Annotated in this window: 23 protein-coding genes; 1 reads left to right on the top strand and 22 read right to left on the bottom strand. The window is 56.3% G+C overall.

Annotation, left to right across the window (positions count from 1 at the left end; translation table 11 throughout):
- Positions 1–10: 10 nt before the first annotated feature.
- Positions 11–3,484: a bifunctional proline dehydrogenase/L-glutamate gamma-semialdehyde dehydrogenase PutA gene (gene putA / locus ACR0BD_RS07885; RefSeq protein ID WP_480829816.1), complete on the bottom strand. Its 3,474-nt coding sequence runs from the start codon at positions 3,482–3,484 to the stop codon at positions 11–13.
- A gap of 124 nt (positions 3,485–3,608) precedes the next feature.
- Between putA and ACR0BD_RS07880 the strand changes: the two genes are divergently transcribed.
- Positions 3,609–4,076: an Lrp/AsnC ligand binding domain-containing protein gene (locus ACR0BD_RS07880; protein ID WP_480829815.1), complete on the top strand. Its 468-nt coding sequence runs from the start codon at positions 3,609–3,611 to the stop codon at positions 4,074–4,076.
- A 197-nt stretch (positions 4,077–4,273) separates the two neighbouring features.
- Here the strand turns inward: ACR0BD_RS07880 and ACR0BD_RS07875 are convergent, their stop codons facing one another.
- From ACR0BD_RS07875 to ACR0BD_RS07775, 21 genes are all read right to left on the bottom strand, one after another.
- Positions 4,274–4,837, bottom strand: a complete 564-nt coding sequence (locus tag ACR0BD_RS07875) for a sarcosine oxidase subunit gamma (RefSeq protein WP_480829814.1) — start codon at positions 4,835–4,837, stop codon at positions 4,274–4,276.
- Entirely contained in the window at positions 4,830–7,784 is a 2,955-nt protein-coding gene (locus ACR0BD_RS07870) for a sarcosine oxidase subunit alpha family protein (RefSeq protein ID WP_480829813.1), read from the bottom strand. The genes ACR0BD_RS07875 and ACR0BD_RS07870 overlap by 8 nt, the downstream gene beginning before the upstream one ends.
- Complete coding sequence (locus ACR0BD_RS07865) at positions 7,781–8,071, bottom strand: sarcosine oxidase subunit delta (RefSeq protein WP_480654488.1); 291 nt, start codon at positions 8,069–8,071, stop codon at positions 7,781–7,783. The genes ACR0BD_RS07870 and ACR0BD_RS07865 overlap by 4 nt, the downstream gene beginning before the upstream one ends.
- Positions 8,065–8,550 (bottom strand): pyridoxamine 5'-phosphate oxidase family protein, encoded by a 486-nt coding sequence (locus ACR0BD_RS07860; protein WP_480697181.1) that lies wholly within the window; start codon positions 8,548–8,550, stop codon positions 8,065–8,067. Before ACR0BD_RS07860 ends, ACR0BD_RS07865 begins: the two co-directional genes overlap by 7 nt.
- Before the next feature lie 11 nt (positions 8,551–8,561).
- The gene (locus ACR0BD_RS07855) at positions 8,562–9,812 is read right to left on the bottom strand and encodes a sarcosine oxidase subunit beta family protein (protein WP_480829812.1); all 1,251 of its coding nucleotides are present in this window, start codon (positions 9,810–9,812) and stop codon (positions 8,562–8,564) included.
- Between the two features lie 217 nt (positions 9,813–10,029).
- A complete protein-coding gene (locus ACR0BD_RS07850) occupies positions 10,030–11,052 on the bottom strand; it encodes an adenylate/guanylate cyclase domain-containing protein (RefSeq protein ID WP_480829810.1) in 1,023 nt (340 codons plus the stop codon).
- A gap of 3 nt (positions 11,053–11,055) precedes the next feature.
- Positions 11,056–11,415: a group I truncated hemoglobin gene (locus ACR0BD_RS07845; protein ID WP_480697175.1), complete on the bottom strand. Its 360-nt coding sequence runs from the start codon at positions 11,413–11,415 to the stop codon at positions 11,056–11,058.
- Positions 11,416–11,509: 94 nt separating this feature from the next.
- On the bottom strand, positions 11,510–12,340 hold the full coding sequence (locus tag ACR0BD_RS07840; protein ID WP_480829809.1) for a class I SAM-dependent methyltransferase: 831 nt from the start codon (positions 12,338–12,340) through the stop codon (positions 11,510–11,512).
- A 71-nt stretch (positions 12,341–12,411) separates the two neighbouring features.
- Entirely contained in the window at positions 12,412–13,251 is an 840-nt protein-coding gene (locus tag ACR0BD_RS07835) for an alpha/beta fold hydrolase (protein ID WP_480829807.1), read from the bottom strand.
- Between the two features lie 375 nt (positions 13,252–13,626).
- Positions 13,627–14,340 carry a response regulator gene (locus ACR0BD_RS07830; protein ID WP_480697169.1) on the bottom strand — a complete coding sequence of 238 codons (714 nt, stop codon included), beginning with the start codon at positions 14,338–14,340 and terminating at the stop codon, positions 13,627–13,629.
- Positions 14,333–16,576 (bottom strand): hybrid sensor histidine kinase/response regulator, encoded by a 2,244-nt coding sequence (locus ACR0BD_RS07825; protein WP_480829805.1) that lies wholly within the window; start codon positions 16,574–16,576, stop codon positions 14,333–14,335. Before ACR0BD_RS07825 ends, ACR0BD_RS07830 begins: the two co-directional genes overlap by 8 nt.
- Before the next feature lie 184 nt (positions 16,577–16,760).
- Positions 16,761–18,818: an adenylate/guanylate cyclase domain-containing protein gene (locus ACR0BD_RS07820; RefSeq protein WP_480829804.1), complete on the bottom strand. Its 2,058-nt coding sequence runs from the start codon at positions 18,816–18,818 to the stop codon at positions 16,761–16,763.
- A 291-nt stretch (positions 18,819–19,109) separates the two neighbouring features.
- Complete coding sequence (locus tag ACR0BD_RS07815) at positions 19,110–19,727, bottom strand: rhodanese-like domain-containing protein (RefSeq protein WP_480829803.1); 618 nt, start codon at positions 19,725–19,727, stop codon at positions 19,110–19,112.
- On the bottom strand, positions 19,724–19,924 hold the full coding sequence (locus ACR0BD_RS07810; RefSeq protein WP_480829802.1) for a YgaP family membrane protein: 201 nt from the start codon (positions 19,922–19,924) through the stop codon (positions 19,724–19,726). The genes ACR0BD_RS07815 and ACR0BD_RS07810 overlap by 4 nt, the downstream gene beginning before the upstream one ends.
- Positions 19,925–19,989: 65 nt before the next feature.
- On the bottom strand, positions 19,990–20,631 hold the full coding sequence (locus ACR0BD_RS07805) for a Crp/Fnr family transcriptional regulator (protein WP_480829801.1): 642 nt from the start codon (positions 20,629–20,631) through the stop codon (positions 19,990–19,992).
- Between the two features lie 92 nt (positions 20,632–20,723).
- Positions 20,724–21,458 carry an SDR family NAD(P)-dependent oxidoreductase gene (locus ACR0BD_RS07800; protein ID WP_480829800.1) on the bottom strand — a complete coding sequence of 245 codons (735 nt, stop codon included), beginning with the start codon at positions 21,456–21,458 and terminating at the stop codon, positions 20,724–20,726.
- Positions 21,455–22,186, bottom strand: a complete 732-nt coding sequence (locus ACR0BD_RS07795; protein ID WP_480829799.1) for an SDR family NAD(P)-dependent oxidoreductase — start codon at positions 22,184–22,186, stop codon at positions 21,455–21,457. Before ACR0BD_RS07795 ends, ACR0BD_RS07800 begins: the two co-directional genes overlap by 4 nt.
- Positions 22,187–22,188: 2 nt before the next feature.
- Complete coding sequence (locus tag ACR0BD_RS07790) at positions 22,189–23,313, bottom strand: mandelate racemase/muconate lactonizing enzyme family protein (RefSeq protein ID WP_480829798.1); 1,125 nt, start codon at positions 23,311–23,313, stop codon at positions 22,189–22,191.
- Positions 23,310–24,404, bottom strand: coding sequence for an alcohol dehydrogenase family protein (locus ACR0BD_RS07785; protein ID WP_480829797.1), 1,095 nt, complete (start codon positions 24,402–24,404; stop codon positions 23,310–23,312). The genes ACR0BD_RS07790 and ACR0BD_RS07785 overlap by 4 nt, the downstream gene beginning before the upstream one ends.
- An 11-nt stretch (positions 24,405–24,415) precedes the next feature.
- Entirely contained in the window at positions 24,416–25,519 is a 1,104-nt protein-coding gene (locus tag ACR0BD_RS07780) for a mandelate racemase/muconate lactonizing enzyme family protein (protein WP_480829796.1), read from the bottom strand.
- Between the two features lie 34 nt (positions 25,520–25,553).
- Positions 25,554–26,189 carry a TetR/AcrR family transcriptional regulator gene (locus ACR0BD_RS07775; RefSeq protein ID WP_480829795.1) on the bottom strand — a complete coding sequence of 212 codons (636 nt, stop codon included), beginning with the start codon at positions 26,187–26,189 and terminating at the stop codon, positions 25,554–25,556.
- Between the last annotated feature and the right edge of the window lie 5 nt (positions 26,190–26,194).

Genomic DNA, 26,194 nt, shown 5'->3' with positions numbered 1-26,194 from the left:
GAACGCCCTGTTAACTGGCCGCCGCCAACAAGGATGCGTTGCCCCCAGCCGCTGTCGTGTCGATACAGACATGACGTTCCAGATAGCACCTTTCGCCAAAGTCCTCGTCATTGATTAGCGGGATCAATGCGCCATCGCGCTGTGCAAGTGCCTTTCGGATATCGCGCAGCTCAGCCTCCCGCGCCCAGCTGACCACCGCATCGAACCCGGTAAGTTCTGTTAGATTTTCAGGGGCGAGTTGCCCATCGACAGCAAGTTCACCACTCGCACCCGGGGCGACAACCACCGCGGTGCAGCCATGCGCCCGGGCAATTTCGCTTTGTGCCCGCGCAGATTCCAGCGTTGGGCCAAGACACAGATAGACACCGCGCCCGTAGGTGGACAGAATATTGGACTCGCCCGTCGGCCCCGGAAGCTCTTGCCGTTTCAACGCTTTGCGCGCTGGTCGCGGCGCCTTACTAATCGCGGTTTGAACGGCTTGGGGGTCCGCTGGCGTCGACGGACCAGCCTGAAGCGTGCAAACCGTAGGCTGAGCAAACCGTTTTACGTAAGATGGACCGCCCGCTTTGGGCCCGGTGCCCGACAAACCTTCGCCACCGAAGGGTTGAGACCCAACAATCGCACCAATCTGGTTGCGGTTGATATACATGTTCCCCACGTTCAATTGTGACGTCACCTGTTCGATCCGGTCATCAATTCGAGAGTGCATCCCAAAGGTCAAACCAAACCCCGTTGCGTTGATAGCTGCAACTACGGCATCCAATTCGGACGCCTTGTATGTCGCGACGTGCATGACCGGGCCAAACACCTCTTTTTCAAGGTCGGCAATGCCATTGACGCGCAGCACAGTCGGCGCGATGAACGTGCCGCCTTCTGGTGCGGTCAGTTGTTTCAGAACACGGCCCTTCCCCCGCGCATGCTCAATGTATTCCGCGATTTCACGATGCGCGCCCTCGTTGATCACCGGGCCAACATCGGTGTCCGTTTTCCATGGATTTCCAACAACCAGCTCGTCCATTGCACCATAGAGCATCTCCAGGAACGGCTCGGCCACGTCTTCCTGAACATAAAGCAGACGCAGCGCGGAACACCGTTGACCCGCCGACTGAAAGGCCGAGGCCACGATATCCTTGATTGCCTGTTCCGGCAGAGCCGTTGAGTCCACAATCATTGCGTTCAAGCCACCGGTTTCCGCGATCAGCGGCGCGTCCGGCGCGATACGTTCGACCATAGCGCGGTTGATGGTTTGGGCGGTGTTTGTCGACCCAGTGAAACAAACCCCCTTGATCCGCGGGTCCGCGGTGAGGCGCGCGCCAACAACCGAACCCCGACCCGGCAAAAGCTGCAACGCGGTTTCAGGCACGCCAGCTTCATGCATCAATCTAACCGCAATTGTCGCCGTTATCGCCGTTGGATCAGCAGGTTTCGCAACAACCCCGTTGCCGGCCGCCAATGCAGCGGAAATCTGACCGGTGAAAATGGCCAACGGAAAATTCCACGGCGAAATACAGGTCACGATACCACGCGCAGGGTTCGACAGTTCCGTGCCCCGCACCGCATAGTACCGCAAGAAATCAACAGCTTCACGAAGCTCGGCGATCGCATCCATAGGCGTTTTACCGGCCTCGCGCGTCAATGCTGCAAACAACTCTCCGAAATTTTCCTCATACAAATCCGCCGCGCGGAATAGAATATCCGCACGGTTTTGCGCGTCAGCATCCCAAGTCGCAGCACTCGTTAACGCCGCTTCAACATCTTCTACCGATGCTTCGGCCACGACGCCAACTTTGTCGCTGTGATCAGCCGGGTTGATCACGGGACGCTCTGTGTTTTGGGTCGGCTCGCCCACAATCAGGGGATGGACCGTCCAGAAATGCGTTTGAAACGGTTCCCGTTCTTTTTCGATCTCATACAGGTCGTCGAGATCGTGTAAATCCCACCCCTTGGAGTTCGGACGTTCGGCCCCATAGATTTCGCTTGGCAAACGAACAGCTGCATTTGACTTGCCAACCTCCAACATTTCGAAAGGGTCTGCCGCGACGATTTCTGGGGCAACTGAAACGTCTACAATCTGGTTCACAAAGGATGAGTTGGCTCCGTTTTCTAACAAACGCCGCACCAAATAAGCCAAGAGGTCACGATGCGCTCCGACCGGCGCGTAGATCCGGCACCGCGTTCCGCTGCCCTTCAGAACGATATCGTGCAGGCTTTCCCCCATTCCGTGCAGGCGCTGGAATTCAAAAGCACGCTTGTCTTCTGCCATTTCAAGGATCGCAGCCACGGTATGAGCATTATGCGTCGCAAACTGCGGGTAAACCCGATCAGTCATGCGCAGCAGTTTTCGGGCACAGCAGATATAGGATACGTCGGTTGCAGCCTTACGCGTGTAGACGGGAAAACCCGACAAGCCTTCGACCTGCGCGCGTTTGATCTCGGTATCCCAATAGGCGCCTTTCACCAGACGAACCATGATCTTTCGATCCAACTCGGTCGCCAAGGCGTACAACCAATCCAGAACGAGAGGTGCCCGTTTACCGTAGGCTTGCACCACGACACCAAAGCTGTCCCAACCTGCCAAAGATGGATCACGTAGCACGGCCTCGATCACGTCGAGCGACAGGTCCAACCGGTCCGCTTCTTCGGCATCAATGTTCAACCCCATATTGGCGTCTTTCGCCTGCCGGGCCAATTGCAGGGTAAGCGGCACAAGCTCTTCCATCACGCGCGCCTTCTGGCCGACTTCGTAGCGGGGATGCAGCGCTGAAAGCTTGATGGAAATACCCGGGTTTTCACGAATGTCCTGTGAACGGCACACGCGGGCCAACTTGGCGATCGCGTCCGAGTACGCCTCCATGAACGCCTTTGCGTCCCGTGCGGTCAACGCCGCTTCGCCCAGCATGTCATAGGAATAGGTGTAACCCGCGGCCTCTTGCTTGCTGCCTCGTTTCACAGCCTCTTCAATGGTTTGACCAAGAACGAATTGCGCGCCCATCTCTTTCATCGCCCGGGCTACAGCGACGCGTATCACGGGCTCTCCCAAACGCTTCACGGCCCCTTTCAGCGTGGCAACAACGCCCGTCCCATCCTGCAGAACCTTACCAGTCAGCATCAACGCCCACGTCGATGCATTCACCAAAGAGGACGACGACTGACCCAAGTGCTGCCCCCATTCGGAAGGCGCGATTTTGTCTTCGATCAGCGCATCAATCGTGTCGGCATCCGGTACCCGCAACAACGCTTCGGCGAGGCACATCAACGCCACGCCTTCGTTCGTGGACAACCCGTATTCCGCCAGGAAAACCTCCATAAGACCAGGATCGCTATGATTACGGATCGACCGAACAAGGTCTGCAGCACGGTTCTTGACCACTGCCCGCTCTGCGGCGCTCATCGCGTTTGCTTTGGTCAGATCACTTAGAACATCTGCTTCGTCTCTCAGATGATTGCGGCGAAGGTCAATGCGAAGGTCGCTCAGCTTGGACATGATGTAGATCTCACAGGTTCCGTTTCGGTTAATTCTACCAAAAACACGAAAGTCATGTTGACTATATTGATCCCATCGGCGAACCACTATTCCCTAAATTGACCAATCAATCAGGCCTATTTCCATGAAAATTGAAAATTCCAGTCATCTTGACCGGCACGATATCGAAATCCTCCAAGTTCTAAGTCGCGAAGGCCGATTGCCTGTTACAGAGTTGTCCGCCCGTGTTGGGCTATCGAAAACGCCGTGCCAGGTTCGCATGAAGAGGTTGATAGCCGATGGTTACATTCAAGGCTTCCGAGCGGTCCTCGACCCTTCGAAACTGGGTATCGAGCAGGTCGTGTTCGTGGAAGTCCGCCTGAAAAAGACGACCGAAGAGGCATTGACCGAATTTAATTCCGCCGTTCAGAAAGTGCCGGAAATTGAACAATGCCACATGATCGCAGGCGCATTTGACTACCTGTTGAAACTCAGAACCAAAGACATGCGAACATACCGCGAGGTTCTGGGGCGCGTTGTCTCAACCCTGCCCCATGTGGACAGCACTTCGACACATGTCTCAATGCAATCGGTAAAAGATGTTTCGATATAAGGGAACCAGCCCATTGCCACGGGTCGGCAAGGGTATATCCAGATATAAAGCAGACTAAGGCTAAAGCCCGCATGGACGTTTCGCCCAAGCGGATTGTGTAAAACGCCATGTGAATTCCGGTCAAGTGCACGCCGACTAGTGGCCGACGCGCAAAAATTCGGCTTCGGGTCGGCAGCGACGATGCGCTGCCTTAGGGATCAGGCGATGGACTTTGCTGCGCCCAAAAGGCCGTGATGCAGTGATGCCGCTGACGAGCGGGGCCCGATGATAGCCAAGCGGTCTTCAGCCAGTTTCCAAAGAAACACACCAAGATGCTCAGCCGTAGTACGAATTGCCGCGCCAGGCTCCATCGTACGAACCGGAGCGTTGGTCAGCCGTTCGAACACATCGCACAGGGCCGCGCCCTGCACGTCGAAGCGACACCAGCCGTCCGTCTGCTCGACCACCGAGGCGCTATCGCCCACGACGGCCTTCAATTCGGAAGCCAGCAATTCGTGGCTGTCATGGGACGCAGTGACCATCCACTGATCCGGGCCCGTCCAGAAGGCGGCATAGGGTTTTGCCTCGGCGGATTGGCCGACACCGGGCAGGGTCAGACCGATCTTGTCGGCCAGCGCCTTTTGCACGGCATCCGCCTGATCGTTGCGCGCCGCGACCGAGGCCAGCGCCTGATCCACGACCTCGGCGATGGTGATCTTGCCGATGGTATCGGTGCGCGGCGTGTCGCCGCCCAGCGGGGTGATGGGTTTCAGTTTATGCACGAAGCTTCTCCCCTTCCGGGTCCACGAAATGAGCGCTGACAATCTCGACCATGACTTCCTGGCCTTCCAGCGGGTTCACCAGACGCAGCTTTTCACCCATCCGGTCCGAGCCGCCTTTGACAAAAGCCAGCCCGATTGAGCTTTGCAGGATCGGCGAATAGGCGGCCGAGGTGACATAGCCCTGATCATGGGCCGCATCGACCGGCCCGGTGGCGTTCATCAGATGCCCGCCCGCAGGCACGCTGTCCTTGGCTTCCACCGGTTTGAGACCGACCAGCGCCAGCGCGTCCGGGGCATTCAGCCCTTCCCGACGGCTGAGCGTGTTGCCGATACAGTCCTTCTTGGTGCTGACCATACGCGCCATACCAAGGTTCAGCGCCGTGGTCGTGCCGTTCAGCTCATTCCCCGTCGCGTGGCCCTTTTCGATCCGCATGACGCCCAAGGCTTCGGTGCCGTAGGGCATCACGTCGAACTCTTCGCCCGCCTCCATCAGCGCGCGCATCAGCCCGTCGCCGTAACGTGTGGGCACCGCGATCTCATAGGCCAGCTCGCCCGAGAACGAGATGCGGAACAGCCGCGCTCGCAGACCGCCGCACACGGTGACCTCACCACAGCCCATGAAGGGGAACGCTTCGTTCGAGATGTCGAACTCGGGGTCCACGATCTTTTGCAGCAGCTTGCGGCTGTTGGGACCGGCCACGGCATATTGCGCCCAGGCTTCGGTGGTCGAGATCAGCTGTACGTCCATATCCGGGCACAGGCATTGGCGCACGAATTCCATGTTGCGATAAACCAGAACCGCGTTGGCGGTGGTGGTGGTCACGACAAAATGGTCCTCGGCAAACCGCGCGGCGGTGCCGTCGTCATAGGCAATGCCATCCTCGCGCAGCATCAGGCCATAGCGGACCTTGCCCACGGGCAGTTTGGCGAAGGCGTTCGAATAGACCATGTTCAGGAACGCAGCAGCATCCGCGCCCTGCACATCAATCTTGCCCAGCGTGGTCACGTCACACACACCGACCGAGTTTCGGGTCTGCAGAACCTCGCGATCCACCGATTGCCGCCAATGGGTTTCGCCCTTGCGCGGGAACCATTGGGCCCGCAGCCAGTTGCCGACCTCGACAAACACAGCGCCCTGTTCCTCGGCCCATTTGTGGCTGGGCGTCAGGCGGGTCGGGTGGAAATCCTTGCCCACCGCGCGGCCACCGAACGCACCCATCGCCACCGGCGTATAGGGCGGGCGGAAGATGGTCGTGCCGGTTTCGGGGATGGATTTGCCGGTCAGCTCGGCCATCACAGCCAGCGCGCCCACGTTCGAGGTTTTGCCCTGATCGGTCGCCATGCCCAATGTGGTATAGCGTTTCAGGTGCTCGACCGAGGTAAAGTTCTCTTGGTGCGCCAGCTTGACGTCCTTGACGGTCACGTCGTTCTGGTAATCCAGCCATGCGCGTTTTGCGCTTTTGACGTGCCAGAACGGGCTGATCGAGACCGGCGCATCTGCCGCAGCGGGCAGATCGGCGGGGGATGCGGTGATCCCCAGATCACCCAGCGCAGTTACAGCCGCAGCCGCGCCACCTTGCAACGCCGCTTCGGTGGTCATCTCACCCTTGGCCGCGCCGGCAACGATCTGACCAACGGGCAGGCCGTCGCCCGGAACAAAGGCGTGGATATCCGCGTTCCAGACCGGGCGACCGCGCTGATGGCAAGTCAGGCCCAGGTTCGGGTTCCAGCCGCCGGACATGGCCAGCGCCTCGCAGTGCAGATCACGGGTATAACCCTTGTCGGTGCGCACCTGAACCGAGGTCAGACCCAGACGGCCCGAGGTGTTGATGATCTCGGCCCCTTTAAGAACCTCGGTGCCTTCGACATCTGCCGCATCCGCGCGGGTATCGACAATCGCCGGAACCTTGACGCCCTGCGCCATCAGATCGCGCGCCGTCTGGTGCGCGTCGTCGTTATTGGCAAAGACCACAACCGATTGCGCGGGCGTTGCGGCCCAGCGGTTGGCATAAGACCGCACCGCGCCGGCCAGCAGGATACCGGGCCGGTCGTTGTTCTCAAAAGCGATGGGGCGTTCGATGGCCCCGGTCGCGATCAGCGCACGTTTGGAATAGATGCGCCACAGGGTCTGGCGCGGCTTGTCCGCCTCGGGCGCGATCATGTGATCCGCGTTGCGTTCGACGGCACCATAAATGCCGTGGTCATAGGCCCCGAACACGGTCGTGCGCGGCATGACCCGCACGTTATCCATCGACGCCAGTTCACCCAGCGCCTGCGAGACCCAATCCGCGCCGGACATATCGGCCAGCGCGCCGGTCTCGGCAATCAGACGTCCGCCCATGCGGAAATCTTCATCGGCGATAATGACCTGAGCCCCCGCGCGCCCAGCCGTCAGCGCCGCCGCCAGACCGGTCGGACCTGCACCGATGATCAGCAGATCGCAATGCAGGAAACCCTTGTCATAAAGGTCGGGATCATCCTCACCGGTCAGGCTGCCCAGACCGGCGGCTTTGCGGATGATCGGTTCATACAGTTTTTCCCAGAACGCTTTGGGCCACATGAAGGTCTTGTAATAAAACCCGGCTGTCAGGAAGTTCGAGAACCGGTCGTTGATCGCCATGAAATCGCGCTCCAGCGACGGCCAGCGGTTCTGGGAATTGGCGTTCAGGCCCTCATACAGCTCGGCCACGGTGGCGCGCGTGTTGGGCTCCTGCCGCCCGCCCGAGCGCAGCTCGACCAGAGCGTTCGGTTCCTCGCTGCCCGCAGTCAGCGGGCCGCGCGGGCGGTGGTATTTGAACGACCGACCCATCAGTCGCACACCATTGGCCAGCAGGGCCGAGGCCAGCGTGTCGCCTTCATAGCCCTGATAGGATTTGCCGTCGAAAGTGAAACTCAGGCTGGCGTCCCGGTCGATCAGCCCGCCGTTCAGACGATTGCTTTGCGTCATTGTTCTGCCTTTCTGGCCGCCTTGGCGACATCGCGCGCAAGTTCGACATTCAGAATTTCATGCGTCAGCGTGTTGCGCGTGACCACCAGCCACGACCGGTCACCCTGTTCGTGATACCAAAGCTCACGGTGTTCGCCCGCCGGATTGTCACGCAGGTAGAGATAATCGTGAAACGCTTGCGCTGCGTCTTCGGCCTGCCAGTCGGGGCGGTTGATCAAGGTCGCATCACCCAGATAGGTAAATTCCTGTGCGTCGCGCGGCCCAAGGAGAGGATGGTTGATCAGCATGCTTCCACCTCTGCCCCTTTGTGAATGATGTTGATGTCCCGCACCCGCTGCATCCATTTGGCGCGCAGGTCCTCGCTTGTGGCACCGATATCGTAGGCCGGTGTCGCCAGCGGTTTGCAGGCCGTCACGTTGATTACGACAAAGCCTGAAAACTCGGGCTCAAGATCGGGCCAGCGGTTGGTGTAAACCGGGCGCAGCGACGGGTAACGCGGATTGTCACGCGGTACATAGGTCGCCTCACCCTGAATAAGCAGACCACGACGGGTCAGAATGTCGACGAAATTCACCTCGATCTGCGGGCGTACCGCGATGTTGGCCAGTGTATCCGGCGAGCGAATTTCAGCGAAACTGATCGTGGTGTCGTCATGAACCACGAATGTTCCTTTGGGCGATACGTTCGGATTCCCTTCGGCATCGGCAGTGGCAACAAAGCCCAGATGCCAATGTTCGATCAGATCACGTGCAAACTTATTGATCATGGCCTTGTTCCTTAGTGCAGGTTCGGTTGGGCACCCTGCCCTTTTTCGTCGATCATGTGACCGGTCATAAAGCGGTCCAGCCGGTAGGCAGTCGCGGTTTCATGCGGACGGTCGGTTTTCAGAAGATGAGCAAAGCAATAGCCAGACGCGGGCGTGGCCTTGAACCCGCCATAGCACCAGCCGCCATTGAAAAAGAGCCCATCAATATGCGTCTTGTCGATAAAGGGTGAGCCGTCCATGGACATATCCATGATCCCACCCCAGCTGCGCAGCAAACGCGCACGACCCAACGCCGGTATCAATGACATGCCGCTTTCGATCACATCCTCGACCACCGGCAGGTTCCCGCGTTGGGCATAGGTGTTGTACATGTCGATGTCACCGCCAAAGACCAGTCCGCCTTTGTCGGACTGGCTGCAATAGAAGTGACCCGCACCATAGGTGATAACGCCCGGAATAAACGGCTTGAGCCCCTCGGACACAAAAGCCTGCAACACATGGCTTTCGATGGGCAGGCGCATCCCCGCCTTCTCCATCACGCGGCTGGAACTGCCCGCAACCGCAACACCGACCTTTTTAGCGCCGATATAGCCCCGCGAAGTCTCGACCCCCAGAATCTTGCCATTCTCGATGCGGAAGCCAGTGACCTCACAGTTCTGGATGATGTCGACGCCACGCATATCCGCACCGCGCGCATAGCCCCACGCAACCGCATCGTGACGCACCGTGCCTCCTCGGCGATGCAGCAGGCCACCTTTGATCGGGAACCGCGCATCGTTGAAGTTCAGTAACGGATACATCGCGCGCACACCGTCGGTATCCAGCAGCTCGGCATCCGATCCGTTCAAGATCATCGCATTGCCCCGCCGCCGCGCCGCATCGCGCTGCGCATCCGTGTGGACGAGGTTCAGAATACCGCGCTGGCTGACCATCGCATTGTAGTTGAAATCCTGTTCCAGATTTTCCCACAGTTTCAGCGAGAACTCATAGAACGGCTCATTCCCGTCCAGCAAATAGTTTGAACGGATGATGGTTGTGTTGCGGCCCACGTTACCGCCACCGATCCAGCCCTTTTCCAAAACGGCAATCCGCGCCTCACCAAATTCCTTGGCCAGGTAATACGCCGTCGCCAAACCATGACCACCACCGCCAACAATCACATAGTCATAGGAATCCGCAGGTGCAGGGTCGCGCCATTGCGGACCCCAGCCTTTGTGGCCGGTTATCGCCTCTTTGAAAAGTCGCAGCGCCGAGTATCGCATGAGGGCTCCTATTGGTTGCTGATGATAATCTACGCAACCGAGCCCAGATTCTTCAGCGTCGGATTCGGACATAAACAACGCCGGAACCGACAAATATCGGGTTCCAGGGTCAAAAAAATATGTAGCTGAACAAACGCTGCACGCTGAACCAGCGCCTTCATGGGGCAGGTCTGACACCGACATGCGTGCATAAAGCGCTCAATCCATCAGGTGTGGATCAATCATCGTCCGTCAATCGCCAGACCTCTTGCTCGCCAAAACCACGGATCGCTTTCGTGCCTACTGTTTCCAAGTTGAAACGATCTTTGAGCACCTGCGCGACCTCATTCTGAACGGAGATTTCCATCGGCTCGGAAAACTCTTGCAGGCGGGAAGCCAGATTTACCGCGGGCCCGAATATGTCGTAGACATATTTTTGAATTCCAACGACCGAACCGACAACCGACCCCGACGACAAACCGATGCGACAGCGCCATTGGTGTGGGTGGCTTAGGTTCCGGCGGTTTAGATAGCGGACAAAACGGATTGCTGTATTCGCGATGGCTTTGGCATGGTCAGGTGTGGGGTCGGGCAGACCGGCAACCGTGATATAGGCATCGCCAATCGTTTTGATGCGTTCGCATCCGAATTGCTCACCGATCCGGTCAAACGCACTGTAAATGTCGTTCAACTCTGTCACCGTGACGCTCGGATCCTGTGAGGCAACCATGTCCGTGAACCCAACGAAATCCAGCATCAGTACAGACACCGGATCGTAAAGCTGGGGCGTCACCACGCCGAAGGTCTTAAATTCCTCGTAGACAGATCGCGGCATGAGGTTCAGCAGCAGCTTTTCGACCTGCTCTTTTTCACGCTTAAGCTCGCGCGTGTTGCGCTCCACCATCATCGAATAGGAATCGATCATGGTTTCCAACTCTTTGATGCGGGTGATGTTCTGGCAGACAAGAACCAGCACATCATCATGCGCCACGGTAAAATCCAGCGCGATCACCAGTGTCCGGCGTTTTTTCTTGAAACTAATTTCGGATGTGTAACGCCCGCTTTCCAACAGGTTTTGCCGGACCGCGCTTATATCCAAATCAGGGAAAAGCTGCGGCAACTGGGTCGGCTGATCTTCGTTGCTGAACCAATCTTCGAATGTGTCGTTCCGGAACCCGAACTGAAGAGTTTCGCGGTCCAACAGGGCGACGCCAACACCAATCGCGCGCAGCAGTTGTTCATTGATAGCTTCGATAGTCATGAGTTACCCAACAATCAAAGGACGACGTTTGCCGAATTCTGCAACGACGGCTTCAACATCCTCAATATCCAGGCTGTGTTTGTGCAAAGCGTCCCGCAAAACGGCCTCGAGCTCATCGAAATGCGCGTCACTGATATCCAGATGAGAATGCAGCTGACGCAGTTGGTTATCTGTGTATGACGCGGGTCCACCAAGCAACGAAGCGACAAATTTGGTCTGGTGATCGACCATCCGCGTCATGTCTATGTCGTCGAAAAATGGACCAACCTCATCGTTGTCCAAAAGGATGTCATAAAACGAGATCACGATCTTACTTATCTTCGAAAACCCGCCGTATTTCTCGTAAAGTGTGCGTTCAGCCATGATCTTACCCTTTAAAACTATAACTTATTCCAGATTTTGCCGACCTGTGTTGCCCCGGTTCACAACGTCCCCGAGGCAGCTTTTCTCACCCGTTTCAGCGGCGCTCGGCTACGATTTCTGCATACTCGGACGCGAGGCACAATGTGTCACCTGTCGAGACGTCAAACTTGGCGACAAGTGTCATTATGTCGTCCTGCAAGGCTTCCTTCCCGACTACATCCAGCGCTTCAAAGGCCTTGTGCATAGGACCATAGAAAGACCGGAAGTACTCCAAAAAATGTTCGGCGGAACGGTAGCGGAACATAAAGTTCTTCCGTTGGAACGAGCGCACATCGCAGTTGGCTCCAAACGCCTCATCCACCCAATCACGGTCCCCCCAAAGCGCTGGAGAGCTCACGCCTGCAGGCGGCGGCACATGCCGTCCGATTGTCTTGAAAAGCTGGCCAACAAAGCTCTGCGGTGTCCAGTTGGCCATCCCGATCTTGCCGCCCGGCACCACCATGCGCTGAAGTTCAGCTGCAGCTTGCTGTTGGTTGGGCGTGAACATCACACCAAAGGTAGAGACGACAGCGTCAAAGGAATGATCCTGAAATGGAAGGTTCTCGGCGTCAGCGACCTTGTACGTCACAAACAGACCTTCGGCCTGAGCGCGTTTTTGACTGGCGTCTAACAGGGCCTCGACGTAGTCGGTTGACGTGACATCACAGAAACGTCTTGCGCAGGCCAGTGTGACATTGCCGTTTCCTGCCGCCACATCCAGAACTTTGGCACCGGGTTGCAGGTCCATCGCCTCGGCCAGCTCCTCGCCGGTGATTTGTAGCGTGACGCCGACCTTACTGTAGTCGCCCGATCCCCAAGCCACATTTTGCTTGGCCTTGATCGCGGTGAAATCGGTTGTCGCGTCGATTGATGTTTGAATGCCCATGTTTTCAATCCTCTGAGTTTGTTACCGGAATTCGCCGGTATTGGGTTTCGTTAATTATCGAGTTCTTTTCGTTATGCAGCGGCTTGGCTTGGCCAGCTGAACTTCGCCACAGGTCGTTCGACCCCAGCGATATGTTCAAAGATTCTGGAATTGACCCAGCTTGGCTGGAAAACCGGCGCCATGTGTCCAAGTTCAGGAAGCAAAGCGATCCTTGAATTTGGCAGCGCCTTTGCGATGGCAGCCGAAACATGCTGTGTGATTTCCGGAGACTCCAACCCCATCATCACCAATACCGGCATCTCAAGCTTGCTCAGATCACTCAGCGTCCAGGTTTCAGCGAAACCGTTCGCGAAATCAGCCATGATCGACGAAATCATCCCTGCAAATTTCCATTTGGCCGCGGTGGGAAGACCGTCCCAGAAGCCCCGACCGTTCCAGAAATCCAGGAAATGCTTCATCCCGTCCGCAGCCTCACCAGAGGCAGCGGCCGCAGTCACCTGCGCAGAAACAAGCTGAATTTGCTGAAACAGACGTTTGTCCGCATCATCACCGTTTTTCAGAACGTGAAAGGCTGCGGGTTCATAGAGCGTCAGGCTTTTGACCAGATCAGGGCGCATCAATGCAACCTTGATCGCGATACCACCGCCGTTTGAATGGCCCACAAGATGAACAGCGCGTCCCAGGTTTTCAATTTCCCGGATAACCGAGGTCGCGGAAATTGCGGCCCCTTTCTGCGTCGCATCACCTGTCAAAGGCGCTTTGCCGTAGCCAGGCAGATCGAAAGCATGGACCTTAAAACGGCCTTCCAGCTCTGCTTTCAGCTGGCGCCACTGGCCGCTGTTCGACGCGGAAGAATGCAATGCGACGATCGGTGCATTGTCTGCTTCGGAAGATCTAAATGGAATAGTCATTGGATTTACCCATTTGCGTTTTGAATGGGTAAAATCTGACTTTTCATTGTTTCAGGGCGATGTCTTTTGGGGGCGTTTAATGTTTCATTTGTACTATGTGAAGCAGGTCACACAGCCATGAAAGCGCTTAGAAAATATAAAGAATCTGCAATCGGAAATCTTGGCTCATTTCTGGCCTGAAACAATTGAAACGTTTGGGCGATAAATACGAAAAGCACTGCAACACAAGGCGGCGAACAGCACGAGACATACAACACAAGCCGTTACGCGCAGGACGCAGCGCTTGATGGTTTGTGGCGAAAGTCGCTTGGTTTGTACTTTAGAAATCGCGCAGGTTTTAGCAGCAGGTGATAGACTTGCGTCTGAAGAGCGCGTTTATTTTGGATCGTAAAGATAGCCGATCCCACGAACGGTTCTGATAACCTCGGGCTTCTCGGGGTTCGTTTCCAGTTTTCGGCGCAGGCGCGAAATCCGGATATCTATGCTCCGGTCAAAAGGGTCCCATGAGCGGTCATGGGCCTGTTCCAACAGTTGATCCCTGTTCAAAACGCGCCCTTTGTTTTCGGCGAAAACCTTCAACAGGCTGTATTCCATCGCTGTCAGTTGAATCTCAGACCCGTCCGACGCCAAGAGTTTGGCGCCCTCCAGGTCCAGCGTGCAATCACCGAATACAGCAGTCTGACCTTCTGATTTTTCAGGGCTTGCGTCATTATTGATCGCACTACGCCGGATAACAGCTTTTATGCGTGCCTCTAGCTCACGTAGGTCAACGGGTTTGCCCAGGTAGTCATCTGCTCCCATTTCCAAACCGATGATCCTGTCCACCACGTCGCCCGCCGCGGTCAACATAATGACAGGTGTCGTGTTTTCGGGACGCAGAGACCTTAGAATGGAAAGACCATCTTCCTTGGGCATGTTGATGTCCATAATCATGACATCCACCGTATCGGCTGCAATAATCTGCCGAAGCTCCTGCCCGCCCGAAACCGCCGAAACCTTGTAACCCCGTTTGCCCAGGTATTCCTGCAGCATATCGCGCACATCGACCTCGTCGTCACAAACCAGGATATGAGTTTCTTGGTTATCCATCTGCTGTGTCCTTCTGGTCGGCGATGAGTTGCCCGACAAGTTGTCTGAGTTCAAAGGGTGAAACGGGTTTCTCAAGGTAAGGCAGGCCAGACTCTCTGAGCAAAGTCAGAGAGCTCTTTCCCATGGTGTCGCCGGTGACATAGGCGGTTCTTGCCAACATCTCCGGCAAATGGCTTTTCAGTGTTTCGTAGATACGGCGGCCATCAACGCCCGGCATGTTCAGATCACTGATAAGCGCGTCATATTTGTTCTTCAAAAGACGACGGAGGGCCTCTTCACCAGAGGTTACAAACTCAACGTCAAAACCTTCTTTGCGCAGAATTTCGGCGTTCAGCTCGCCGACGTCGGCCTCGTCATCGACAACAAGTATCTTGCGGTGTTCAACCGGTGGAACCTGTGCCGCGGGTTCTTCCGGGTCAGGCTTTTGGCCCATCGCAATGGGCAACAAAATTCGGAAACAGGTTCCCGCGCCTTCGTTGGGATCCAGCCTGATCTGCCCGCCATGCGAAAGAATGATGCGGTGACAGAAGGCCAGACCAATACCCGTTCCCTCGCCCACGTCCTTGGTCGTGAAAAACGGCTCAAAGATACGGGCGCGAATGGCTTTGGGAATGCCCGGCCCATTGTCCTTGACCTGCACTTCAACCATTTCGCTGTCCGGCTTCGCCGAGGCGGTCAATTCTATCAGATCACCTTTGCCAGAGGCGTTCATGGCCTGTTCAGCATTGATAATCAGGTTGATAACAACCTGCGTAATCTGATCTGCGTCAGCCGCAATGCGGGGTAGTCCAGCTGGCAGGTTTTGCCGGATCGTGATGTCGCTTGTCTTTCGGCCGTAACCAACGACGTCTGCGGCGGTTTCGATTACACCGACCAGATCAACTTGTTCGATCTTGCTGGGTTTCTGACGCGCCATCGCCAGAAACGTCTTGACGATTTTGGCACAGCGCTCGGCCGCGTTGCTGATCTTTTCGATCCGGACCATCAGATCAGGATCGGCGATTTCTTCCTTCAACATCAGGGAATGACCGACGACAACGGAAAGTGGGTTATTCAACTCATGCGCCACGCCGGCCAACAGCTCACCCAAGGCCGACATCTTCTCGTTCTGGAAAAGCAGTTCTCGCTGGCTTGAAAGCTCTTCCTCGATCGCCAGCTCATCTGTCATATCCCGCGTATTCGAGATGATGACTTCCTCGCCGTTGAATTCGATCAGCCGAGAGGAATCCGATGCCCAGAATTTTCGCCCGTTGGCATCAACGAACTCAACCCGACGATCCTTGAGCGAACCTGCTGCGCGAAGTTCTTTCAGGTATCGTTCGCGTTCCGTTGGGTCGGCATAATATGACTTCGAACTCGGGGCGTCCCCAAAAAGCGCTTTGATCTCAGGCGTCGCAAACAACACTTCGCCCGTCTCCGCATTGGTCATGTTGATCGCTGCGGGATACGAGGCCATGACCTGCCGGATCAAAGCATCGGCCTCTTTTTGCACTGTCAAATCGACAATGCTGGTAACGATGACCTCTTCACCCTTGTAGTCGATAAGTTGCGAGGAGATGGATGCTGGGAACGCCTTGCCATCGGCGTTCAAAAGGTCGAGCTTGTAGTCATCAACGCGGCCGTCCGCCAATAGTACCGTTATAAAGTCGGCTCGTTCTTCAGGGTTGAGGTAATGTTCTTTCGCGGATTTTGACGGCCCGAACATCTGCAAGGCAGCCGGGGTCCGGTAAAGGATCTGACCGTCACCAACACGTGCCATGGTCACAATAGCCGAGCTGGAATCCAGCACTTTGCGGATCAGCAGGTCTCCGTCGCGTTCTTCGTTCTCGGCTCGTTTTCTTTCAGTTATATCCTCTCGCGTGACAACAAAACCACCCAATTTAGTCGGATGGACCGAGACTAGATACGTTCGACCGTCTGTCTCTGTGAGTTCATAATCCTGAATAAACTCGATACCATTGGCGAGACGATCAGAAACCCATTTCTCTTCATTCCCGATTGCACCGGCATAAATACCCCGGCGCGCGGTCTCACGCATGAGGATTTCCCAATCCAAACCCGGCTTCAGCAGATCCGCGACGCCCTTGTTCATGTCCGCATAGCGCTGATTGAACATCACAAGGCGGCGATCATCGTCGTAAAGGGCAAAACCTTCTTTCAAGGACTCAATAGCGTCGCGCAGCAAATCTCGCGCTCTTTCGATTTCTGCAAAATCGTTCGCCATATCCTTGGTCATCCCGAATTTCTAAAACGCGCGTGTTTCAAAGCTATTTCAAAACGTAAATCTCGTGTTTCAATTGTTTCACAAGACTTCTTTTTGAGCCAGTCATACAGGTGGCACAGGAGTGCTTAATCAACGGGATGATTGACCCAGCGGATCGTAAAATGCTTCAACGCCTAAAGGGGAAGGCTTTTAAACACTACTTTTTGTCAGTGCTTGCAACTGCTCGCCAGCCTTGCGCCGGCGGGTTTTCAAGCAACTCCTTGGCGCGTGTCTTCATGACGACCGAGGCCGGATCTCCACCACGCTCATGATCGGCGGTTTCAAAAGCTTTGACTGCCTCTTCAAACCGACCCGCCCGGTAATGCGCCAGACCCTGCTCGTAAGAGCCAATCCACGTATGTCCACCGTCAAACGCATCAGCCATAGCGATCAGCTCATAAACGATCAGTTCTTCTGAACGACCAAAGACGGTCAAAGTGTCCAGCTCACGCACAATAATCGTTTCGGCCGCCTCATGCCGCGTCTCAGGTCCGATCAGGATTTGAGAACCATAGTCCTTGTTGGCCCCTTCCAGACGGCTGGCAACATTTACCACATCACCGATCGCGGTATAGTTCAGACGTTGTTCAGAACCGATATTCCCCACCAGTGCCTCGCCGCTGTTTAAGCCGATCCTGACACGAAGGGGATTGCCCGCCTCATCCACAATTCCGGCTTCGTCCACGGCAGTAACAAGATCCAGTGCTGCCCGGCAGGCGTTCTCCGCATGATGAACATCTTTGCGCGGCGCACCCCAGAACGCCATCACTGCATCGCCCATGAATTTGTCGATGGTTCCGTCATGCCGCGTAATAGCTGCCGATGCCGCGCTGAAAAACGGTTCCATCAGCTGGACGATTTGAGGTCCGAGTTTTTCGGACAGCCCCGTGAAGCCGGTGACATCGCAAAACAGCACCGATATCTGCTTCATATCCCCGCCGGGCTGCGTCTTGATACCTTCGGCAACCAGCATCCGAACAAGATCGGTCGGAACGTATTTTCGGAACGCCGACAGGCCTGCTGCCATGCTGGCGGTCGCTGCAGACAGATTGGCCAGTTCCGACAGGTTGGACGGTCTGCGCGAGATACGTTCAACGTCAAATCGTTCAATCCGGCCAAGGTCTTCGGCAATGCGCGCAAGCGGGTTGGCGACCACGCGGCGGACCAGCCAAATCGCAGAACTAATCGCAAGAACGACCACGCCAATCAGGATGTAAAGGAGATTGATCAACGTCTCATCAATGCCGGAAAGGAAAGCAGATTCCGGAATTACTGTGGCCACCCGCCACCCGTAAAAGCCCAATGGTGTCAGAGCGACAGCATAGGGCACATCATCTATCACGACTCGCTTTGTCTGACTGCCTGAAACCTTGGTTTTCGGATCGCCAAGTAATTTTTCGCCCGAGATCATAGCGACTTCATACAGCTCACCCTCACCCATCCGGGCAGGTGTCACCTCGTCCGCTTCCGCATCTGGTACCGCGATTACCTTGCCATTCGCATCGAGAATAAAGGCAGCACCAAATTCGCCTGGATGCAAAGTCGCCAGAAACCGCGAGATCCGGTCTGTTTCAATTGCAACCGCCAAAACTCCCTGCCGTGTACGGTTCACGTCGACAGGCCCGGCAAAGGCATAAACCGTCTTATCACTGCCCGGCAGATCGCGCGCCTCGATCCATCCCTGGGAATTCAGGCCCATGAAATTTCCAAACCACGCATGGTCACGCGGGTCATAATCGGTTTCGGAAAAAGACCGTTCTTCGAACTGAATATCCCCGGGAATGAAGATGTAGCGATCCGTGCGCAACATCCGGTCATGGATGTTTTCGTCGATTTCTATCATCTCAAGCCCGCCGTCACCCAAACGGTGCGAGGCGAAAAAGTTCCCGTCGGGCCAACCGAAGAACATCCACGAGATACTCGGTTGAGCCTGCAATTGAGACAGAAAGACAAACTCGCGTTTATCCGCCTCGCGCGTTTCGATCACGTTCTGCACAAAGATTGTTCGCACGGCTGCCCACGCTGCCTCAGCAGACCTGAGCGATGCGCCGACTTCTATGCGGACCGTGTTCGCAATCTGGCTGTTGATCTCAGCCGCCAACATACGGCTGTTATCACGCGCAGTTGTCCACCAAAGAGAATGAACAATGAACGTTGAAACACCGATAGAAAACGCAACCAGAATTGAAACAGCGATGCCTACGCTGACTCGCATGAAAGCTCCGCATAAAACGACAGATGTGCCAGTATTGAAGTGAGCCGACAGGGAGAGCAAAGGTTACTTTGCCGCAGGCCGAAAATCTCACGCAACTGTTAGGTTACGTCAACAATCTTAGCGCTAACCACGATGGAAAAGCACTCGGGGAGGTCTTTTCCTAACGATTTCAGATAGGTCTGCGTCGCATGTGCAGTCCATATCTTACAAATTGAAACGCAGCTGAAGGCCAGTTTTTGCACAAGCAAAAACCGGCCAACTCAACCGCCAATAGCCTTGTCTATAGCCCACTTATGCGGGTCGCGTCCACGCGACACCGGGCCCAAGGGTATACCCCCAAGGTAGCCCTGCATTCCGCCACCCGTTCAATGCGCGTACACCGTTTGCGTCGCGGTCGCCTTCAAACCCCTCCACGAGATTCCAGACATTCGAATAGCCCGCTTGAATAAGCTGGCGTGCAGCGACGGCTGATCGCGCGCCGGATCGACAGGTTACGAAGATTGCCGCGTCTTTTGTTTTTCCGCTTGCTTCGAGCAATGCATTGAATTCCTGTACGACATTGGGGTTATTGACCATTCGGTACTGCCCGCTGTTGGGATCAACCGTATGGGTCACAATTGCCAAAGGGATGATCTTATCCAGACCTTGTGGGTGCCCAACGAACGAAATCTCGACAGGATCGCGCACATCAACGAACAGTATGTCCGGATTTCGGCGCAATGCGGCGTGGGCATCATGCGGCGTCAAGTACAACCCAAGCGGGGTGCGCTGTCGGTCTTTCAGCTTTGCCGGATCAACCGCTGTGTTGATCTGGCTTGCTGCTGCCGCGATTGTCGCAGGACCCGCCAAGGCACCTGCAACACCTAACTTAAGAACCGCGCGACGAGACGGGCCAAGTGCTCCATTCATCGTCCGGCCTCCTTGTCAGTGCAAAGACCCAGCATCGCATAGATCGGGCAAAATTTGACAAAGGCCGTCACGACCAAAATCGCACCCAGCCAACCCCAAATACCGATTGTACCAGTAACCGAAAGAAGGATCAGTACGGACCCCAATATCAAGCGTGCCAGACGGTCGAACGTTCCTACATTAGATGACATTTGCATAATCGACTCTCCTCGTTTGTCTGAAGAGAGAGTCGCAGATTACGGCCCGACTTAATGTGACGCGGTCACACAGTTTCGCGTCGGCTCAGCCGTTTTAGCGACACGATATCGTGAACGTGAATGACGCCCCGCTCCAGCCGAACCCAGCCTCGCCGTTCGAAATCCTTGAGGATACGAGACATGACTTCACGCGCACTGCCAAGTTCTGTTGCGATGCGTTGGTGGGTTGTGTGAATCTCATTTTCAGTGTCGCTTTGATCAACCAGCCATTGAGCCAGTTTCTGGTCCATACGATTGAGAAGCAGATCGTCAATAACCTCGGACATCTCTACAATGCGTTGCGAGAAAGCGGCGAAAACAGCAGCCCGGAAATCGGCATCTGCGGCCAGCAGCGCATTGAACCGTTCGCGTCCGATCGCCAGCGCAGTCACCTGCCCTTCGGCATAGCCGAAGCCAGAATAGGGCGTGTCGGCCAGCATACACGAGGTCGTCATAACGCAGCTATCGTGGGGTCCGACCCTGTATAAAACGACCGTGCGACCAGACGGCCCGGTCTGTTCCACTCGCACGACACCAGACAAGACGATCAGAAACACTTCGCCGTAGGCGCCTGGGGCGAATAGTTCGGCGCCATCCGGGATATCCAAGCGGGTGCTCTCGCCCGCAAGCCGATCCAGAATGGCATCCGTCCAGTTATGCTCTGCCACGATCATGTCTCCGTTTCACCAGATACCGCTTAGCAGCAAACAAGTGCAGAGCAAAATCCCGTTTCACGACAACGCGAACAACAACGATCAGTTCATGGCAGGCTGAGCTTTGCCATCCGACCACCATCAACCGTATAGACCTGCCCGGTGATGAACCCACTTTCTTCGGCGGCCAAAAACGCGGCCAGTGCCGCAACCTCTTCCGGCTTACCAGTTCGGGCAACCGGATGGATTTTCCCGATATCACGGCGGAACGTGTCTGGATCGGGCATGGACTCTATGAAATCCAGGTTCAACTCTGTATCGATCCAGCCCGGCGCGATTGCATTGCAACGAATACCCTCGGCTCCGTGGTCCACGGCCACCGCGCGCGTCAGGCCATGCAAGCCGGCTTTGGAGGCACAATAAGCGGCATGACCCGGATTGCTGCCCAACCCCTCAATCGAGCCGGTATTGACGATGCTGCCACGCGTTTTGCGCAAATGCGGCAAGGCGGCCTGAATCATCAAAAACGGCGCGGTCAGGTTAACCATAAGGTTTCTCTGCCAGTCAGACAGACCCATATCCTCGACGCGGGCTTCCTGCATCATCCCGGCGTTATTGACCAACACATCCAGTTGCCCGGCGCGGGCAATCACTTCGGCCACGACTTGCGCGGGCGAGGCTGGGTCAGTGAAATCGGCAGAGATCCCTTCGAACCGATCATCTGGCCCCCGCTGCGCTGTGAAAACACGCGCGCCTTCGTTCGTCAGGCGTTCTGCAATGGCTTGCCCAATGCCTGAACGGCCACCGGTAACAAGCGCGACCTTGTTCTCAAACCGTCTCATGCGACCGGCTTTCCACCGTTGACCTCGACCAATGTGCCGCACATGTAGCGTGCCGCATCGGAAGCCAAAAACAGAACGACGTCTGCAATGTCATCCGGTTCTGCGATCCGACCCAGTGGCACCGTTTGACCCAACTCAGCCACGGCTTTGTCCGGATCAAACCCCCGCTTTGCAAAGCCTGACCTCAACATGGGGGTGTTCACTTCATTGGGGCAAACGGCGTTGATGCGTATGCCCTGGTGCGCGTGATCCATCCCCATACATTCCGTCAAAGACGCAATCGCCGCCTTGGTCATGCAGTAAAGCGCATGGTTCGGACCCGGAGCTTTACCACCCCAGCAAGACGCCGTGTTTACGATGGCTCCTCCTCCGGTTTCGGCCATCAAAGGGATTGCGGCGCGACAAATCCGAAACGGGGCCTCGACATTCACGCCCATGGACAGGACCCAATCCGCGTCCGAGGTTTCGGTGACCGGGCCACGAGTGATAACGCCTGCATTGTTTATGACGATATCCAGCCCCCCCAATGCCTGTTGTGCGTTGGCTGCCAGTTGGTCGCTGTAGTTTGAATCCAGCAGATCACCCGGCAGGTGTGCCTCGGCCTCAATTCCGTTAGTGGACCGATCAGCGACGGCCACCTGCGCACCCTTGGCCCGCAGTTGTTTGACAATAGCCAACCCGATGCCCCCGGCCGCGCCGGTCACCAAGGCTTTCTTATCCTGAAACATGTTTATTCTTCCCAGCTTGCTACGGCCTGCCCCAGCAGGTCCCGGTTCATTGTAACGCCTAGGCCAGGTGCGTCCGGGGGCAGCACGCCTCCGTCTTCGATGGGCGCGTCAAACGCTCCGGTCTGGATGGTCACCATATCGCGTGGGTCCAACACACAGCGCAGCAGACGTTCCGGAACCGTCGCACCCATATGGAAAATCGAAGCCGCGGACAGGGTTGAGCCGACCGTATCCTGTACGCTGATCGTCAACCCCGCGGCACGGCAAATATCGCGGTGGCGACGCGCATGGGTCAAACCACCGGCTTTCGAGATCTTAAGGCCGATCCCATCCGCCACATCCAGCGCCACAAGCTTGGCTATGTCACCATCGTCCTGTGCCAACTCATCCAGAATGATCGGCACGTCGCACCGCTGACGCAGCGAAAGGGTCTCGCGCCACGTTGCGCACGGGGCTTCGAGCACGAAATCCAAACCATCGGGCAAAGCGCGCAGCATTCGCAATGCCGTTTCGGGGATCAGACCGCCATTGGCATCGACAAGGAAATACTCACCCGGCTGGCGATCCGCCAACGACGCAGCAATCCGTTCAGCATCCAGCGCCGGACCACCCTCAGAGTCCATAGCGCCCACCTTGATCGAATGACCCATGTAACCCTTGGCACGGTGCTCAGCGACGCGGGCGCGCATGTCCTCGGGTGTGCCTGCATAGATCGAACTGATCGCTGGCAGACGGTTGCCCGTTGCGCCACCCAGCAGTTTGTACACTGGCAGGCCAACGGATTTACCGAATAGATCCCAACAGGCCAGATCAATCGCCGACTTGGCGTGGTTGTGACCCAACAATGCCTCATCCATTGCGTCATTGATCCGGTCGACGTCGCGCGGGTCGCGGCCAATCAGATAGGGCGCGATCTCTTCGACACCTGCACGCGCGCCTTTTGCATGCGCTGCGATATAGTTGGGCCCGAACGGAGTGGATTCTCCCCAGCCTTCAGTTCCATCCTGCGCGGTTACGCAAACGATGATGCTGTCAAAGCCGGTATAGATCCGCCCGCCCGACAATTCGTAAGATCCACCGGCATAGGGTAAATGCAGTTCAAAAAGCTCGATCTTTTTTATCTTCATGATGACACCCGCGGTGGGATCAGCACCAGCTGTCCTGTGTGTTTCTTGGCAAGAAAGTCTTCTTGCGCCGTGGCGATTTCATTAAGCGGATAAGTCTTGGCAACCACGGGGCGGATTTCCCCGTCTTCTATGTATTTCACGAGGTTTTCGAACACGATGTCCTCTTGGAACGTGCAACCAAACAGCGTGAGGTCCTTGAGGTACAAGGTGCGCACATCAATCTCGCAGATCGGCCCCGCGATCGCTCCGGCTGTGGCATAGCGCCCACCCCGACGCAGCACATCCAGCAAGCTGGGCCATTGCGGTCCTGCCACCAGATCAACGACAACGTCTACCGACCCTTCGCCTAACACTGCTACCAAATCTGCGTTTCGGTCCAGAATTTGATCGGCCCCCAGTGCACGGACGGCCTCGGCTTTTGCCGGGGAACACAAGGCGATGACATGCGCGCCGCGTCGTTTGGCCAGTTGGACAGCTGCCGAGCCTACCCCGCCCGAAGCCCCTGTGATCAGCACGGTTTCCGCGCCCAGGTTTGCCCGGTGCAGCATCCCTTCGGCTGTGGAATAGGCACAGGGGATTGCGGCAAGTTCCACATCGTCCCAATCACAGTTTACCGCATGGGTTTCCTGCCCCGGGGCCACGCAGAATTGCGCAAAACCGCCATCGCATTCGCTGCCGATGGTCCAGCATTCATAGGGGCGGTAATCGACATAGCTACGCAGCATGTTTCGCACGATTACACGCTCACCAATACGGGTCGGGTCTACGTCCTCTCCGACCGCGGCGACATAACCGCATACGTCTGCTCCTTGAATGCGTGGGAACGTTAACGGTGTACCGGACCAACTGGCATCCGCGTCATTAACCGTGTCAAAGCCCGAAGCACCGCCTGTATTGGTGTCTTCGGTAACTGCCTTTGAATACCAGCCGATACGGGTGTTGATGTCGGTATTGTTGACACCTGCTGCAGCCACGCGGATCAACACCTCTCCGGCACGGGGCTGGGGGATTTGCACGTCCGTGCGGTACTCGAGCATTTCGATACCGCCATGGCCTGTAAGCTGAACAGCATGCATGGTTTCGGGGATCATCATGTTCTCCGTCAGAATGAGGCGACAGGCGCGCCGAATTTGGTTTCGTCAGGGGTAATGCCCAAACCCGGTCCGATTGGACGCTGAATATGACCACCTTCGATTTTGATCCCGTTCACCGGATCATAATTGCCCTCGATGTACGGCGCTGCGAGCCATGCGCCCTCCATCAGTGTTGGCCGAACGGTTGACGCGATCTGTGTGCAGGCGGCTGCGATGATATCTCCACCCCAACTGTCATCGCATGTATGCGGCAGGTTGCGGGCTTCGCAGATGTCACGGAACGTGCGCATGTTCTGCAGGCCGCCTATCCGGGTTACTTTCATCCCGAACCCATCCACCAAACCTGTACCAGCGGCTGAGATGACGGTGTTCAGGTCGACGCTGTTTTCGTCCATATAGATACCGTGCGTGACCTGCGGGCGGATTTTCTGCAGATCCTGATACGTGTTGCAGGGCTGCTCCATGATAAAGGGAATTTCGGGGCACTCCCGACTGACCCGCAGGGCATCACGGGTCGTCCAACCCCGGTTCCCGTCCACCGCTAGACGCATGCCTGTTCCGGCCAAAACCTCCCAGACTTTGCGAATGGTCTCGATGTCGATTTCAACCGGACGACCACCTACCTTGATCTGCAGACGCGGGTATCCTTCCTTTTGTTTCTCCTGCGCCAGTCGAGCGATATCATCAGGAGCCCCAACGCCGGTTGCATAATAGGATGGTACCTTGTCGGTAAGCGCACCCCCCAAAAGCTCAGCGACATTGACCCCCAGCTTTTTACCGATCAAGTCATGAGCGGCGATGTCAATCGCGGCCTTTGCATAGTTGTGGCCGTTCAGCAAACTGTTCATCCTTTGATGCAAGGACACCGGCCATAGGTCAGCGCCGATCAGACCCTTTGCCATTTGCGCCAAGGCAGCGCGGGCCCCTTCGGCATGTGCCTCGGCATAAGTTGGGCCAACGGGGCAGGTTTCACCCCAGCCGACGGTTCCGTCCGCATCCACCAGTTTGACCAGCGTCGTGTCCAACGCCCAAACTTCTGCATTCGCCATCGTGTAGGGCCCGTTCTTGACCGGCAAGTCATGGGCGTAGATGTGGATTTCCTTGATCTTCATTTCAGAACCTTTGTTGCGTTCCAGATATTCACAGTCAGTGGATATTAGCTTCGGCCAGCAGGGCACGGGCACAGCGCATCGTGGCATTTGTCGCGGGGCCGGCCCCTAGTAGCCGGGCACTTTCTGTCAGACCTTCGTGCAAGATGAACAATGCCTCAGACAGTACTTCGACATCACAGTCGGGGGCTACGCACAGCAGCCGCTTACGGAACATATCCCGGACATGTGCCTTGTGGCTGGTCACGGCCTCACGGATCGCATCGCTTTCAGGATAGGCGGCAAGTGCGTTGCGGAACAAACAGCCTGTGTTCGACACGCCATGCAACCAATCTGACAGGCGCACAAGAACATGAAGGACATGATCCGCGCCTTCATCCCGATCACTCCCGATCCAATCCGAATAGGCTGCGTCGCGGTGATCCAATGCCCCAATCACCATGGCCTCGCGGCTGGGAAAGTATTTGTAGAGGGTGCGCAGGGATACGTTGGCCCCTTCGCGCAAGGCTTCGACCCCTTGCGTGGCAAACCCCATTTCCGAGAATTGCCGATCAAGGTTTTCTGCGATTTGGTACTGTGTGCCGGTCATGAACCAAGGGTAGAGCGATCGCTCTACCCATTCCTGACCAATTGCGACAAAGATTTTGATCTCACCGACAAAAAGGATGCTCACTGCAA

Source organism: Ruegeria sp. G5 (assembly GCF_056533365.1).
Note: the sequence above shows the minus strand (reverse complement) of the source record. Positions and strands in the feature narration are given on the sequence as shown.

Coding starts and splice junctions, on each gene's coding strand:
- putA (WP_480829816.1), bottom strand. CDS start 3,484: ATGTCCAAGCTGAGCGACCTTCGCATTGACCTTCGCCGCAATCATCTG.
- ACR0BD_RS07830 (WP_480697169.1), bottom strand. CDS start 14,340: ATGGATAACCAAGAAACTCATATCCTGGTTTGTGACGACGAGGTCGAT.
- ACR0BD_RS07795 (WP_480829799.1), bottom strand. CDS start 22,186: ATGTTTCAGGATAAGAAAGCCTTGGTGACCGGCGCGGCCGGGGGCATC.
- ACR0BD_RS07865 (WP_480654488.1), bottom strand. CDS start 8,071: ATGCTGATCAACCATCCTCTCCTTGGGCCGCGCGACGCACAGGAATTT.
- ACR0BD_RS07780 (WP_480829796.1), bottom strand. CDS start 25,519: ATGAAGATCAAGGAAATCCACATCTACGCCCATGACTTGCCGGTCAAG.
- ACR0BD_RS07825 (WP_480829805.1), bottom strand. CDS start 16,576: ATGACCAAGGATATGGCGAACGATTTTGCAGAAATCGAAAGAGCGCGA.
- ACR0BD_RS07850 (WP_480829810.1), bottom strand. CDS start 11,052: ATGACTATCGAAGCTATCAATGAACAACTGCTGCGCGCGATTGGTGTT.
- ACR0BD_RS07815 (WP_480829803.1), bottom strand. CDS start 19,727: ATGAATGGAGCACTTGGCCCGTCTCGTCGCGCGGTTCTTAAGTTAGGT.
- ACR0BD_RS07855 (WP_480829812.1), bottom strand. CDS start 9,812: ATGCGATACTCGGCGCTGCGACTTTTCAAAGAGGCGATAACCGGCCAC.
- ACR0BD_RS07800 (WP_480829800.1), bottom strand. CDS start 21,458: ATGAGACGGTTTGAGAACAAGGTCGCGCTTGTTACCGGTGGCCGTTCA.
- ACR0BD_RS07880 (WP_480829815.1), top strand. CDS start 3,609: ATGAAAATTGAAAATTCCAGTCATCTTGACCGGCACGATATCGAAATC.
- ACR0BD_RS07860 (WP_480697181.1), bottom strand. CDS start 8,550: ATGATCAATAAGTTTGCACGTGATCTGATCGAACATTGGCATCTGGGC.
- ACR0BD_RS07820 (WP_480829804.1), bottom strand. CDS start 18,818: ATGCGAGTCAGCGTAGGCATCGCTGTTTCAATTCTGGTTGCGTTTTCT.
- ACR0BD_RS07870 (WP_480829813.1), bottom strand. CDS start 7,784: ATGACGCAAAGCAATCGTCTGAACGGCGGGCTGATCGACCGGGACGCC.
- ACR0BD_RS07835 (WP_480829807.1), bottom strand. CDS start 13,251: ATGACTATTCCATTTAGATCTTCCGAAGCAGACAATGCACCGATCGTC.
- ACR0BD_RS07810 (WP_480829802.1), bottom strand. CDS start 19,924: ATGCAAATGTCATCTAATGTAGGAACGTTCGACCGTCTGGCACGCTTG.
- ACR0BD_RS07790 (WP_480829798.1), bottom strand. CDS start 23,313: ATGAAGATAAAAAAGATCGAGCTTTTTGAACTGCATTTACCCTATGCC.
- ACR0BD_RS07785 (WP_480829797.1), bottom strand. CDS start 24,404: ATGATCCCCGAAACCATGCATGCTGTTCAGCTTACAGGCCATGGCGGT.
- ACR0BD_RS07845 (WP_480697175.1), bottom strand. CDS start 11,415: ATGGCTGAACGCACACTTTACGAGAAATACGGCGGGTTTTCGAAGATA.
- ACR0BD_RS07840 (WP_480829809.1), bottom strand. CDS start 12,340: ATGGGCATTCAAACATCAATCGACGCGACAACCGATTTCACCGCGATC.